The 12497-nt window shown below is 68.6% G+C and carries 13 protein-coding genes; 5 read left to right on the forward strand and 8 right to left on the reverse strand.

Annotated elements, in window-relative coordinates; all coding sequences use genetic code 11:
- Positions 1-23: 23 nt before the first annotated feature.
- Positions 24-1247 carry an argininosuccinate synthase gene (locus tag VGD93_RS01850; protein ID WP_395008618.1) on the reverse strand — a complete coding sequence of 408 codons (1224 nt, stop codon included), beginning with the start codon at positions 1245-1247 and terminating at the stop codon, positions 24-26.
- A gap of 180 nt (positions 1248-1427) precedes the next feature.
- Here VGD93_RS01850 and VGD93_RS01855 point away from each other — a divergent pair, with 180 nt between their 5' ends.
- Positions 1428-2075 carry a LysE family translocator gene (locus VGD93_RS01855; RefSeq protein ID WP_395008620.1) on the forward strand — a complete coding sequence of 216 codons (648 nt, stop codon included), beginning with the start codon at positions 1428-1430 and terminating at the stop codon, positions 2073-2075.
- Between the two features lie 7 nt (positions 2076-2082).
- Positions 2083-2934: a 23S rRNA (adenine(2030)-N(6))-methyltransferase RlmJ gene (locus VGD93_RS01860; RefSeq protein ID WP_395008622.1), complete on the forward strand. Its 852-nt coding sequence runs from the start codon at positions 2083-2085 to the stop codon at positions 2932-2934.
- Positions 2935-2950: 16 nt separating this feature from the next.
- Here VGD93_RS01860 and rlmN read toward each other — a convergent pair whose 3' ends face one another.
- The 4 genes from rlmN to thpR all read right to left on the reverse strand — a co-directional run bounded on the left by rlmN (position 2951) and on the right by thpR (position 6120).
- Positions 2951-4174 carry a 23S rRNA (adenine(2503)-C(2))-methyltransferase RlmN gene (gene rlmN, locus VGD93_RS01865; protein WP_395008623.1) on the reverse strand — a complete coding sequence of 408 codons (1224 nt, stop codon included), beginning with the start codon at positions 4172-4174 and terminating at the stop codon, positions 2951-2953.
- Between the two features lie 78 nt (positions 4175-4252).
- Positions 4253-4762: a hypothetical protein gene (locus VGD93_RS01870; protein WP_395008625.1), complete on the reverse strand. Its 510-nt coding sequence runs from the start codon at positions 4760-4762 to the stop codon at positions 4253-4255.
- A 92-nt stretch (positions 4763-4854) separates the two neighbouring features.
- Positions 4855-5379: an invasion associated locus B family protein gene (locus VGD93_RS01875; RefSeq protein WP_395008627.1), complete on the reverse strand. Its 525-nt coding sequence runs from the start codon at positions 5377-5379 to the stop codon at positions 4855-4857.
- 201 nt (positions 5380-5580) lie between these two features.
- Complete coding sequence (gene thpR / locus VGD93_RS01880) at positions 5581-6120, reverse strand: RNA 2',3'-cyclic phosphodiesterase (RefSeq protein WP_395008629.1); 540 nt, start codon at positions 6118-6120, stop codon at positions 5581-5583.
- Between the two features lie 298 nt (positions 6121-6418).
- On the opposite strand from thpR, the gene VGD93_RS01885 reads away from it, so the two are divergent.
- A complete protein-coding gene (locus VGD93_RS01885) occupies positions 6419-7159 on the forward strand; it encodes a Bax inhibitor-1/YccA family protein (protein ID WP_395008631.1) in 741 nt (246 codons plus the stop codon).
- A gap of 93 nt (positions 7160-7252) precedes the next feature.
- On the forward strand, positions 7253-7750 hold the full coding sequence (locus VGD93_RS01890) for a GNAT family N-acetyltransferase (RefSeq protein WP_395008632.1): 498 nt from the start codon (positions 7253-7255) through the stop codon (positions 7748-7750).
- Between the two features lie 19 nt (positions 7751-7769).
- Here VGD93_RS01890 and VGD93_RS01895 read toward each other — a convergent pair whose 3' ends face one another.
- The 3 genes from VGD93_RS01895 to acnA form a co-directional block, all read right to left on the reverse strand.
- Positions 7770-8162, reverse strand: a complete 393-nt coding sequence (locus tag VGD93_RS01895) for a DUF2794 domain-containing protein (protein ID WP_395008634.1) — start codon at positions 8160-8162, stop codon at positions 7770-7772.
- A gap of 335 nt (positions 8163-8497) precedes the next feature.
- Positions 8498-9226 (reverse strand): DUF1223 domain-containing protein, encoded by a 729-nt coding sequence (locus VGD93_RS01900; protein ID WP_395008635.1) that lies wholly within the window; start codon positions 9224-9226, stop codon positions 8498-8500.
- Between the two features lie 85 nt (positions 9227-9311).
- Positions 9312-12068, reverse strand: a complete 2757-nt coding sequence (gene acnA, locus VGD93_RS01905; protein WP_395008637.1) for an aconitate hydratase AcnA — start codon at positions 12066-12068, stop codon at positions 9312-9314.
- Positions 12069-12252: 184 nt separating this feature from the next.
- Between acnA and VGD93_RS01910 the strand changes: the two genes are divergently transcribed.
- The coding region (locus VGD93_RS01910) for an ABC transporter ATP-binding protein (protein WP_395008638.1) at positions 12253-12497 on the forward strand (245 nt) is incomplete at its 3' end.

A 12497-nucleotide genomic window follows, 5' to 3' on the forward strand; every position in this document is an offset into this window, starting at 1 on the left:
GCCGCCCGCGCGGGCCGACCGCCTCAGCGCTGGAGGCGCCGGGTGCGGGCCGCGTAGGTCCGCAGCCGCAACCCGTTGAGCTTGATGAAGCCCTCGGCGTCGTGGTGGTCGTAGCTGCCGGAGCCTTCCTCGAAGGTGACGAGGTCCATCGAATACAGCGAATAGGGCGAACTGCGCGACACCACGTTGGCCGAACCCTTGTACAATTTGACCCTCACCTCGCCGGTCACGAACTCCTGGCTCCGGTCGATCAGCGCCTGCAGCATCTCGCGCTCGGGGGCGAACCAGAAGCCGTTGTAGATGAGCTCGGCATATTTCGGCATCAGCTCGTCCTTGAGGTGCGCCGCGCCGCGGTCGAGCGTGATGGATTCGATGCCGCGATGCGCCGCCAGCAGGATGGTGCCGCCCGGCGTCTCGTAGACGCCGCGGCTCTTCATGCCGACAAAGCGGTTCTCGACGAGGTCGAGCCGGCCGACGCCGTGCTTGCCGCCGAGCTCGTTGAGCCGGGTGAGCAGGGCGGCGGGCGACAGCTTCTGGCCGTTGACCGAGACGGGGTCCCCCTTCTCGAAGCCGATGCTGACGTATTCGGGCGCGTCCGGCGCGCGCTCGGGATCGACGGTGCGCTGGTAGACGTAGTCGGGCGCCTCCTCGGCCGGGTCCTCGAGCACCTTGCCCTCGCTCGAGGTGTGCAGCAAATTGGCGTCGACCGAGAACGGCGCCTCGCCGCGCTTGTCCTTGGGCACCGGGATCTGGTTGAGCTCGGCGAACTCGATGAGGCGCGTGCGGCTCTGCAGATCCCATTCGCGCCACGGCGCGATCACCTTGATCGCCGGGTTGAGCGCGTAGGCGGAGAGCTCGAAGCGCACCTGGTCGTTGCCCTTGCCGGTGGCGCCGTGGGAGATGGCGTCGGCCCCCGTCTCCTCGGCGATCTCGACCAGCCGCTTGGCGATGAGCGGGCGGGCGATCGAGGTGCCGAGCAGGTACTGGCCCTCATAGACCGTATTGGCCCGGAACATCGGAAACACGAAGTCGCGCACGAACTCCTCGCGCAGATCCTCGATGCGGATGTCCTTGATGCCCATGAGCTCGGCCTTGCGGCGGGCCGGCTCGAGCTCGCCGCCCTGGCCGAGATCGGCGGTGAAGGTCACCACCTCGCAGCCATATTCGGTCTGCAGCCACTTGAGGATGATCGAGGTATCGAGGCCGCCGGAATAGGCGAGCACCACTTTCTTGATGTCTTTGCTCATGGGGTCGTTCCGCTGCGCAGCCGGGGGCCCGGCGATTTGGCGCGCACCCTAAGCAGATATGCCGGCCGCACGCAACGGGCGGGTCGGCCGGCGCGGGCCGGCAGGCCTTCGTTTACCGCCGCCCGGCGATAAGATAAGAGAGGCGCGCCCCTCGCGCCGCACACGGATTGGCCGGCCCATATGCCCGACTTCGTTCCCGACCTGCCGGTGATCCTCGCCTTCGCCGTCGCGACCGTCGTCCTCGCCGTCACCCCGGGACCGGACATGGCGCTGCAGCTCTCGCGCGCCATCAACTGCGGCCGGGCGCACGGGGTCGCCGCCATGTGCGGCGCCATGACGGGTATCCTCGTGCATACCGCTCTCGTCGCCTTCGGCGTCTCCGTCCTCCTCATTGCCGCGCCGCCGCTGTTCGTGGCGCTCAAGATCGCCGGCGCCGTCTACCTGCTGTGGCTGGCCTGGCAGGCCGTCGTCCACGGCGGGGGCCTGCGCCTCGCCGAGGCGTCGCGGCGCGCCCCGACCCTGCGGCAGAGCTTCGCCGCCGGCCTCGGCATCAACCTGCTCAATCCCAAGGTCGTGCTGTTCTTCGTCACCTTCCTGCCGCAGTTCGTGGACGCGCATGACCCGGCGGCAACGGGCAAGCTCTTCTTCCTCGGCGCCGAATTCGTTCTCCTCTCCATTCCTCTCGGCCTCGCGACCGTGCTGGCAGCAGGGTGGCTGGCGGCCGCGTTCAAGCGCACGCGCTGGGTCGAGAGAACGCTCAACTGGGGCTTCGCCGCCATCTTCACGGCGTTCGCCGCGACCATTCTCGCGGCACAGGCGCGACAGTGAGCCCGCGATGAACTACCGCCACGCCTTCCACGCCGGCAATTTCGCCGACGTGGTCAAGCACCTCATCCTCACCCGCATCGTCGTCTATCTCAAGCGCAAGCCGGCCGCCTTCCGTGTCATCGACACCCACGCCGGCATCGGCCGCTACGATCTCGGCTCGGACGAGGCGGCGCGCTCGCCGGAATGGCAGGACGGCATCGGGCGCCTGCTGGCGACGGGCCTGCCGCCGGCGGCGGCCGACCTGGCCGCGCCCTATCTCGAAGTCGTGCGCGGCGAGAACCCGGATGGGGAACTCACGACCTATCCCGGCTCGCCGCTGCTGGTGCGCCGCCTGCTCCGGCCGCAGGACCGGCTGTCGGCGCTGGAACTGCATCCCGACGACGCCGCCGCCCTCAAGGCGCTGTTCGCCGGCGACGTGCAGACGCGGGTCATCCATCTCGACGGCTGGCTGGCGCTCCACGCGCATCTGCCGCCCAAGGAGCGGCGCGGCCTGGTGCTGGTCGACCCGCCCTTCGAGGCGGACGGCGAATTCGCACGGCTCGTCGACGGGCTCGGCAAGGCGCACGGCAAGTTCGCCACCGGCATCTACGCGCTGTGGTATCCGCTCAAGCAGCCGGCGGCGGTTGCCGCCTTCGTCGCCGCGCTGCGGGCCAGCGGCATCCCGCGCATGCTGCGCGCCGAACTCAGCCTCCGCCCGCCCGCCGAGCCGCCGCGGCTACACGGCACCGGCATGATCATCGTCAATCCGCCCCACACGCTCGCCACCGAACTGACGGTGTTGCTGCCGGCGCTGGCGGCGGTGCTCGGCGACGAAGGGCGCGGCCGACACCGGATCGAGTGGATCAGGGGCGAGGACTGAGCGCGGCGGCGGCCGCTCAGGACGCCGCGAGCGCGTCGCGATCCTTCCTCGCCAGCCGCTCGCTCTCGCTCTTGAGCTGCCCGCAGGCGGCGAAGATGTCGCGCCCGCGCGGCGTGCGCACCGGGCTGGCATAGCCGGCGGCATTGACGATGTCGGCAAAGCGCTCGATGCGCGCCGAACTCGAGCAGTCGTAATTGGTGCCCGGCCACGGGTTGAACGGGATCAGGTTGATCTTGGCCGGGATGCCGGCCAGCAGCCGCACCAGTTCGCGGGCGTCGGCATCGGAATCGTTGACGTCCCTGAGCATCACGTATTCGAAGGTCACGCGCCGGGCGTTGGACAGGCCGGGATAGGCGCGCACCGCCTGCAGCAGTTCCGCGATCGGCCACTTCTTGTTGATCGGCACCAGCATGTCACGCAGATCGTCGCGCACGGCGTGCAGCGAAACCGCCAGCATCACCCCGATTTCGCGGCCGGTCGGCTCGATATAAGGCACGACCCCCGAGGTCGACAGCGTGATGCGGCGCTTGCTGAGCGAGATGCCGTCCCCGTCGGCGGCGATGAGCAGCGCCTGCTTGACGTTGTCGTAATTGTAGAGCGGCTCGCCCATGCCCATCATCACCACGTTGGTGACGGCACGGCTGTCGCCTTCCGAGCCCCCCGAGCCGCGCGGCGCCGGCACCAGCCCGTCGTCCGGCCGCACGCCGCCCGGGAAATCGCCGAGACGCTCGCGCGCCATCAGGATCTGGTTGAGGATCTCCCCCGCCGTCAGGTTGCGCACCAGCCGCTGCGTGCCGGTGTGGCAGAACGAGCAGGTGAGCGTGCAGCCCACCTGCGAGGAGACGCACAGCGTGCCGCGGTCCTCCTCGGGGATGTAGACGGTCTCGACCTCGACCGGCGGCAGGTTGGGGTTCTGCGGGTCGCGGAAGCGGAACAGCCACTTGCGGGTGCCGTCGCTGGACACCTGCTCGCTGACGATCTCGGGCCTGTCGATCTGGAAATTGTCGGCCAGCGCCTGGCGGAAGCCCTTGGAGATGTTGCTCATCGCGGCAAAGTCGGTGACGCCGCGCTGGTACATCCAGTTCCACAGCTGGCTCGCGCGCATCCGCGCCTCGCGCGCCTCGACCCCGCTCGCCGCCAGCGTCGCGGCGAGCTCCGACCGGCTCAGCCCGACCAGCGACGGCTTACCGCGCGCCGCGGGGCGGGGGAGGGCGTGATCGAGGTTGAGGGCGATGCTCATGAGGGTTCCGGCCGGTTCTGCGCGCGCCTCTAACATAATGCGCCGCGGCGCGCAAAACAGGCCCCGCGTCGCGCCGCGCTAGCAGTCGCTTTCGATGGCCCGCGACGCCGCGGTGGCGCCGGCGAGCGAAAAGGTCTGGGCGATGCGGATACCCTTGTCGGAGGTCCCCTCGACCACCAGCGTCGAGCCGGCCCGGATGGCGCTGGCGAGGCTGTCGCCCTGGCTCGCATCCAGCAGCCAGGCGGCATCGTTCTGGGTGAACAGGTCGAAGCTCTGGCCGGAAACGGTGACCACCGCCTGGCTGTCCGGGGCGAAGACGTAGCCGGCGACGAGGTTGAACTCGAACACGACGTTCTCGGCCGGCCGGTTGGTGAGGTAGAGATAGGCCTCGGTATAGCCGTCGGGGATGGGGTTGACGTCCTTCGGCTTGCTCAGCGCGAAGCACAGCGCCCCCGCCCCTTCCGAGGTCGCATAGGCCGACCAGTCGCGGAAATCGCCGATCAGCCGCACCGACTGGGCCAGCACCGGCAGGCTCGCGAGCGGACCCAGGGCAAGCAGCAGGGCGGCGAGGCGGGTGCGGTGGCTCATCGGGTGCAGTCTCTCCTGGTGCCCGCTTCTATACGGCCACAGGCGCCGATGCCAAGCCGCACGGGCAGCCGCCGGCCAGGAAGCGGCGCCCGTCAGGCGCAGGCCTTGTCGATCTCGCTCATCGCCGCGGTGACGCCGCCCAGCGAATAGGTGTCGATGGTATTGGTCCCGCGCTGGCTCGTGCCCCTGACCACCAGAGTGGAGCCGGCCTTGAGCGCCTCGACGAAGCCGTTCTCGTCGCCGGCGCTGGCCAGCCACGCCGCCTCGCCCTCGGTGACCATGGGATAGGTCTTGCCGTCGACGGTGGCGCTGGCATTGGCGTTGGAGGTATTGAACGGATAGCCGATCAGGGTCTGCACCTCGTTGCGGGTGCCCAGTCCCTTGCGGTGGATGACGAGGAAATGGATGGGGCTGCGCTTGACCCCGTCGGGTTCGCTCTTTTCCGGCTGGCTCGAAATATAGCACATGTCGCCGTTGGCATCCTTGCCCTTCCACGCCGTCCACGCCTTGAAGGTGCCGAGATTCGTCGCGTCCTGGGCCGACGCCGGCGCCGCGAGGCTGGCGACGGCGAAGCCGGCAACGAGGCCCAGGGCCAGGCCAAGTCGAGATGAGTTCATTCAGTAAAACCCCTAGTCAGAAGGTTGCACCAGCAGCATCCGCGCCGTGGCATTCTCCCACCGCATGGTTACCAAGGTCTCAAGGCCCAAGCGTTTGAATGGCATGGTGACCTTAGCGGCAATCTTGTCGGCAATTTGGCGCGCGACAGCGGCCTCAATGCCGCCCGCCGCTGAAGGAAGCGTTAACCATGCCGGCGCGACTCAGGCGGCGAGCGGGTAGCTCTGCTCGACCAAATAGGGCCCGCCGCCCACCGAATCGCGGCTCGAGAACAGCACGAAGCGCTCGACGGGGAAGGCCAGCGGCTCGAAGCGCCCGGCGAAGGCGAGGAAGCGGGCGACGTCCTCGGGCGCCGTGCCCTTGAGCCGCGCCAGCGTCACGTGCGGCACGAATTTGCGGCCCTCCGGCTGCAGGCCGAGGCGCTGCAGCACCCGCTCCTGCGCCGCCTGCAGCCGCTGCAGCGCGCTGTTGTTCTCGACCACGGCGATCAGCGCCCGCGGCTTGTCGCCGCCGAACGAGCCGAGCGCCGACAGCCGGAGCGTGAAGGCCTCGCTGTTGGCCAGCCGGTCGAGCGCGTCGGAGACCTCATCGGCCACGGAATGGTCGACGTCCCCGATGAAGCGCAGGGTGATGTGGTAGTTTTCCGGGTCGATCCAGCGCGCCCCGTGCAGGCCGCCGCGCTTGAACGAAAGGGCGAATGCCACGCCGCCGGGGACTTCGAGACCCGTGAAGAGTCTGGGCATGCCACCCTCCTCTTGCCGACCAGGCGAAACGCGATTCGCGCCGCCTGCCCGAGCAGCCTAGCGGCCCCGCCGGGGCCCGGCAATGCCGCCGTGCCGGTTGCCCCCCGGTGCGCGCCGGGACCCGGCCGGCGAGTGGCGCGGCGTCGCCGCAAAGGCCAATGCCGACGCCACCTTACAGTTCCGTAAGCCGGCTCCGGCTCTCTTGTAATCGACCGTGCGCGCCGCCATATTGAGCCCAGACCGAGCGCGCCACGGGGCGTGCCCGGCCCTGACTATGCCAGCAAGAGGATCTTGGACCATGGCTGACTTCGATCGACCGACAATTGCCGCACGGCCCGGAACCGCCGCGGTCATAGACGAGGGCCTGCGCGGCTACATGCTGCGGGTCTACAACTACATGGGGATCGGCCTCGCGGTCACCGGTCTCGTCGCCTATTTCGCCAGCGCTGCCGCGGTGACCGCCGACGGCACGGCGCTGACCGCCTGGGGCAACCTCATCTACAACAGCCCGCTGATGTGGGTGATCGTGCTCGCCCCGCTGGCCTTCGTGCTGGTGCTGAGCTTCGGGCTCAACAAACTCTCCGTCGGCGCCGCGCAGCTGACCTTCTGGGCCTTCGCGGCGGTCATGGGCCTGTCCATGAGCTCGATCTTCATGGTCTATACCGACGCCTCGATCGCCAAGACGTTCTTCATCACCGCTGCCACCTTCGGTGCCATGAGCCTGTACGGCTACACCACCAAGCGCGATCTCACCGGCATCGGCAACTTCCTGTTCATGGGGCTGATCGGGCTGATCATCGCCATGGTGGTCAACATCTTCCTGCAGAGCAGCATGCTCGAATTCGCCATCTCGGCGATCGGCGTGCTGATCTTCGTCGGCCTCACCGCCTACGACACGCAGAAGATCAAGGAGAGCTACCACGAGAGCTTCGGCGCCGACGTGCTGGCCAAGAACGCCATCATGGGCGCGCTCAGCCTGTATCTCGACTTCATCAACCTGTTCATGATGCTGCTGCGGCTGTTCGGCAACCGCGAGTAGCGGCGCCGCGGCGCGCCCGGCACATCCGGCTGGCAATGCGCGGGGCCACGGTCTAACAAGACCGTGGCCCTTTTCCGTTTTCCGGCTCCACCCATGCCCGAACTCACCCTGCGCCCCTTCGCCTGGCCCGACGTCCCCGCGATCACCGCCATCTACCGGCACTACGTCGAGACCTCGGTGGCGACCTTCGACCTGGTCGCGCCGGGGGAGACCCTCATGGCCGACAAACTCGGGCATCTTGCCGATCTCGGCCACCCTTTGGTCGTGGGCGAGCGCGGCGGCAGGGTCGTGGGCTACGCCTACGCCTCGGCCTACCGGCCGCGCCCGGCCTACCGCTTCGCCTGCGAGGACTCGGTCTATTGCGCCCCCGACGCCCAGGGCCAGGGCATCGGCACGGCGCTGCTCGGCCGCGTCATCGAGCTCGGCCGCACCTTCGGCTTCAGGCAGATGCTGGCGGTGATCACCGGCGAAAGCGCGGCCTCCATCCGGCTGCACGAACGGCTCGGCTTCCGCCGCGTCGGCACCTATGAGCGCATCGGCTACAAGTTCGACCGCTGGCTCGACACCGTGCACATGCAACGGGAACTGTAGCGGCGCCGGCTCTGGCCGCTCACTTCACCAGCGCCAGCTGCGCGTCGAGAACGCGCAGCACCGCCACGAGATCGTGGCCGCGCCGCAGCACCCGGCCGTCCTGGCCGGTCACCATGTACTGGCCCTGGCGGTGGCGCAGGCGCGGGTTCTTCTCGATGACGTAGAGCGGACGCTCGGAGCTGCGCTTGTAGATGGAGAACAGGGCGCGCTCGCGCAGGAAATCGATGGCGTAGTCGCGCCATTCCCCCGTCGACACCTTGCGCCCGTAGACATTGAGGATCGCCATCAACTCGCGCCGGTCGAAGCTCACCGCCTGGCCGGCCCTGGAGAACTGCCCGGGTTCGGAGCGGCCCCCGGCATGCCCGAAATCGATGAGCACGCCGGGGCCGCGCTGCGATGGTTCTTCAACCATTCGGCATCCTCGTCATCCGCCGGTCATGATCGCGGGATTCCGGGCGCGATGCAAGTGGGCCGGGCTGCCCCGCCGGGCCGACTCCCTGCCCAGTATCGCGCAAGTCAAATTCCCTATTTCGGACACAATTGCTCCCTTGTTGCGCCTGAAACGATGCGTAATACTTCAAGCATTGCCTCCAGTGGCTGGCATCCGGGCTGACCGAGCCCCCAAACCACGATGCCCGGGTGCCAGCCGCCCCTACATGCACCAGTCATTCTTGCTCCCGCCTGCCTCCGGCCGGCGGGAGTTCTGTTTTTCGGGGTCGGGAGAGCCGGTGGGCAGCGGGGCGCGGGTCAGCGCTGGTACGAGGCGGCGCCGAGGATGCGGCCGGGGAGCCCGCGGCGCTCCTCCTGCACGAGGATGGCGGCACCGGTCGCCCCGTCGTCGAGGACTTCGGCGAGCGGCAGCGTGAGCGTCGCGCCGGTCGCCGGCTCCCACATGCCCAGCACCTGCCGGCCGGTGACGATCTGCGTATAGGCGAGGCGCTTGCCGCGGTTCTCGCCGCGCTCGATATCGACGTCGGCGCGCTCGATATAGGTGACGAGCCAGACCACCGCCGCGCGCAGCCCGGGCCGCGGCCCGATGCTGACCTTGAGCATGCCGCCGCCCTCGCTGAGGGCGACCGGCACGCTCAGGGAGGCGTTCTGAACGGCGATGTCGACCTCCTGCCGGCGCGACCCCACCACCGCCTCGGTACCGTTCACCACCAGTTGCGGGGTGAAGATGCGGGACGAGCCCCAGCTTGCGGCATAATTGCGCTGGTGGTCGGAATGCGCCTTGGCCCCGAAGGTGTCGGGCCAGCCGACATAGTCCCAGTAGTCGACGTGGTAGGCGAGGGCGATGATCTCGTCGCGGCTGCCGAGTTCGGTCAGCAGCGCGTCGGCGGCCGGGCAGGAGGAGCACCCCTGGGAGGTGAATAGCTCCAGCACCGCCGTCGGCCTCTGGCGCAGTTCGCCGGCCCCGGCCGGGGAAGCAAGAAGGAGCGCGAGGGCCAGCGCAGCCGGGAACGGACGAAAATTCATGCCGAGTGTTTTAGGCACGCCCCCGCGCCGGAGCCAGTCAAATTGGCGTGTGACCGGCCCCGGTGGACAAGGGGGTGTGACCCCCTCATGCCGCCACGAGGTGCCGCAGCACGTAGTGCAGGATACCGCCGTGCTGGTAGTAGTCGAGCTCGTTGACCGTATCGATGCGGCAGCGCGTCTGGATGACCTCGCGGCGGCCGTCGGCGCGCACGATGGCGACGTTCACCGTCGAGCGCGGCGCGAGGCCGGTAAGCCCCTCGATCGACACCGACTCGGTGCCGTCGAGCCCGAGGCTCTGCCAGCCCTCGCCGTCGGCGAACTGCAGCGGCAGGACGCCCATGCCGATGAGATTGGAGCGGTGGATGCGCTCGAACGATTGCGCGATCACCGCCCGCACGCCCAGCAGCCGCGTACCCTTGGCCGCCCAGTCACGCGACGAGCCGGTGCCGTATTCCTTGCCGGCGAAGATGACCAGCGGCGTGCCCGACTTCTGGAACGCCATGGCGGCGTCGTAGATCGGCATCTGCTCGCCGTTCGGCCCCTTGGTGAAGCCGCCCTCGACGCCCGGCACCATCTGGTTGCGGATGCGGATATTGGCGAAGGTGCCGCGCATCATCACCTCGTGGTTGCCGCGGCGCGCCCCGTAGGAATTGAAGTCGCGGACCGCCACCTGGCGCTCGGTGAGGTACTTGCCGGCGGGGCTGTTGGGCTTGAACGAGCCGGCCGGCGAGATGTGGTCGGTGGTGATGGAATCGAGGAACAGGCCGAGGACGCGGGCGTCCTTGATGTCGGTGACCGGCTCGGGCTCCATCTTGAGGCCCTCGAAGTAGGGCGGGTTCTGCACGTAGGTGGAGGCCGAGTTCCAGTCGTAGGTCTCGCCGCCCGCGACGGCGATGCCCTGCCAGTGCTTGTCGCCCTTGAACACGTCGGAATAGCGCTGGCGGAACATGTCGGGGGTGACGTGCTCGCGCACCAGTTCGGCGATCTCCTTGTTGGTCGGCCACAGATCCTTGAGATAGACCGGCTTGCCGTCGCGGCCGGTGCCGAGCGGATCGGTGGTGAGGTTGACGTGGAGCGAGCCGGCCAGCGCATAGGCGACGACCAGCGGCGGCGACGCCAGATAGTTGGCGCGCACGTCCGGATTGACGCGCCCCTCGAAGTTGCGGTTGCCCGACAGCACCGCGGCGGCGACCAGGTCGTTCTCGTTGATGGCCGCCGAGATGGCCGGCGCCAGCGGCCCGGAATTGCCGATGCAGGTGGTGCAGCCGTAGCCGACGAGGTTGAAGCCGAGCGCGTCGAGGTCCTGCTGCAGCCCGGCCGCGTTGAGGTAGTCGGTGACCACCTGCGAGCCCGGGGCCAGCGAGGTCTTCACCCACGGCTTGACCTTGAGGCCGTAGGCCAGCGCCTTGCGGGCGACGAGGCCGGCGGCGATCAGCACCGACGGGTTCGAGGTGTTGGTGCACGAGGTGATGGCGGCGATGACCACGTCGCCATTGCCGATGTCGAAGCTCTCGCCCTCGACGCGGCAGCGCGCCTCGGGCTCGGCGATCTTGGTGCCGGTCGCCCCTTCGTCGACGAAGCGCGATTCCCCGACCGACTGCGGCAGCTTGGTGGTGTCCTTGCGGCCGCCGCGGATCTCGGTGAGCGCGGCGGCGAAGCCGGCCGCGGCGTCCTTGAGCGCGACGCGGTCCTGCGGGCGCTTGGGACCAGAGACCGAGGGCACCACCGTCGACAGGTCGAGCTCCAGCGTGTCGGTGAACACCGGGTCGGCGCTCGCCGACTCGCGATACATGCCCTGCGCCTTGGCATAGGCCTCGACCAGCGCCAGCCGCTCGGGCGTGCGCCCGGAGGTGCGCAGATATTCGAGCGTATCGCCGTCGATCGGGAAGAAGCCGCAGGTGGCGCCGTATTCGGGCGCCATGTTGCCGATGGTCGCCTGGTCCTCGAGGCTGAGGTGGTCGAGGCCGGGGCCGTAGAACTCGACGAACTTGCCGACCACGCCCTTCTTGCGCAGCATCTCGGTGACGGTGAGCACGAGGTCGGTGGCGGTGATGCCCTCGTTGATGGTGCCCGTCAGCTTGAAGCCGACCACCTCGGGGATGAGCATGGTGATGGGCTGGCCGAGCATGGCCGCCTCGGCCTCGATGCCGCCCACGCCCCAGCCCAGCACGCTGAGGCCGTTGACCATGGTGGTGTGGCTGTCGGTGCCGACCAGCGTATCGGGATAGGCGATGGTCTCGCCGTCCTCCTCCTTGGTCCACACCGTCTGCGCCAGATATTCGAGGTTGACCTGGTGGCAGATGCCGGTGCCGGGCGGCACCACGCGGAAATTGGCGAAGGCCTTCTGGCCCCAGCGCAGGAATTCGTAGCGCTCGCCGTTGCGCTGGTATTCCAGCTCGACGTTCTGGTTGAAGCTGAGCGGGGAGCCGAAGCTGTCGACCATGACCGAGTGGTCGATGACGAGGTCAACCGGCACCAGCGGGTTGATCTTCTGCGGATCGGCGCCGAGCGCCGCGGTGGCGTCGCGCATGGCGGCGAGGTCGACCACCGCCGGCACGCCGGTGAAGTCCTGCATCAGCACGCGCGCCGGGCGATAGGAGATCTCGTGCTCTGAGGTGCGGGTCTTGAGCCATTCGGCGACGGCGAGGATGTCGGCCTTGGTGACGGTGACCCCGTCCTCGAAGCGCAGCAAATTCTCCAGCACCACCTTCATCGAGTTGGGTAGCCGCGAGACGCCGTCGAGGCCGTGCTTCTCGGCCTCGACGAGCGAGAAATACGTATACTGCTTGCCCTGAACGTTGAGCTTGCTGCGGGATTTGAAGCTGTCGAGGGATCTGGTCACGGTTCGCCTGTCTCTTGTCGTTGTCCGGCGCCTCGTGAAGGCTGCCCGGCGGACCCGGAGAGTACGGCCCGTGGGGGCAGTGCGGCGAAACGCCCGACTGGAGGGGATTCCAATCTGTAGCGCCTTATAGAGAAACAACTTCCCGCTTGCCAGCCCGGACTTTCGACGAATACGAGATGCAGCCATGAGCGCGCTTCACGCCCTTCCCCCGCGCCGCCTCGAGGTCAGCGGGCTTGCCTGCCGGCGCGGCGAGCGGCGGCTGTTCCACGACCTGGATTTCGTCGTCGCACCGGGCGAAGCCCTGCTGCTGCGCGGCCCCAACGGCGCCGGCAAGAGCACGCTGCTGCTGGCGCTGGCGGGCATCGTGCGGCCCGCCGCCGGCCGCATCGCGCTCACCGGCGGCGACGCGGCGAGCAGCGCCCGCGACCT

The sequence above is a fragment of the Devosia sp. genome (assembly GCF_036406155.1).
Lineage (GTDB): Bacteria > Pseudomonadota > Alphaproteobacteria > Rhizobiales > Devosiaceae > Devosia_A.

Excerpts from the sequence above, each read along its gene's own strand:
- VGD93_RS01860 (WP_395008622.1), top strand. The coding sequence starts at position 2,083 with ATGAACTACCGCCACGCCTTCCACGCCGGCAATTTCGCCGACGTGGTC.
- VGD93_RS01900 (WP_395008635.1), bottom strand. The coding sequence starts at position 9,226 with ATGAATTTTCGTCCGTTCCCGGCTGCGCTGGCCCTCGCGCTCCTTCTT.
- VGD93_RS01875 (WP_395008627.1), bottom strand. The coding sequence starts at position 5,379 with ATGAACTCATCTCGACTTGGCCTGGCCCTGGGCCTCGTTGCCGGCTTC.
- thpR (WP_395008629.1), bottom strand. The coding sequence starts at position 6,120 with ATGCCCAGACTCTTCACGGGTCTCGAAGTCCCCGGCGGCGTGGCATTC.
- VGD93_RS01870 (WP_395008625.1), bottom strand. The coding sequence starts at position 4,762 with ATGAGCCACCGCACCCGCCTCGCCGCCCTGCTGCTTGCCCTGGGTCCG.
- VGD93_RS01885 (WP_395008631.1), top strand. The coding sequence starts at position 6,419 with ATGGCTGACTTCGATCGACCGACAATTGCCGCACGGCCCGGAACCGCC.
- VGD93_RS01855 (WP_395008620.1), top strand. The coding sequence starts at position 1,428 with ATGCCCGACTTCGTTCCCGACCTGCCGGTGATCCTCGCCTTCGCCGTC.
- VGD93_RS01850 (WP_395008618.1), bottom strand. The coding sequence starts at position 1,247 with ATGAGCAAAGACATCAAGAAAGTGGTGCTCGCCTATTCCGGCGGCCTC.
- VGD93_RS01895 (WP_395008634.1), bottom strand. The coding sequence starts at position 8,162 with ATGGTTGAAGAACCATCGCAGCGCGGCCCCGGCGTGCTCATCGATTTC.
- VGD93_RS01890 (WP_395008632.1), top strand. The coding sequence starts at position 7,253 with ATGCCCGAACTCACCCTGCGCCCCTTCGCCTGGCCCGACGTCCCCGCG.
- rlmN (WP_395008623.1), bottom strand. The coding sequence starts at position 4,174 with ATGAGCATCGCCCTCAACCTCGATCACGCCCTCCCCCGCCCCGCGGCG.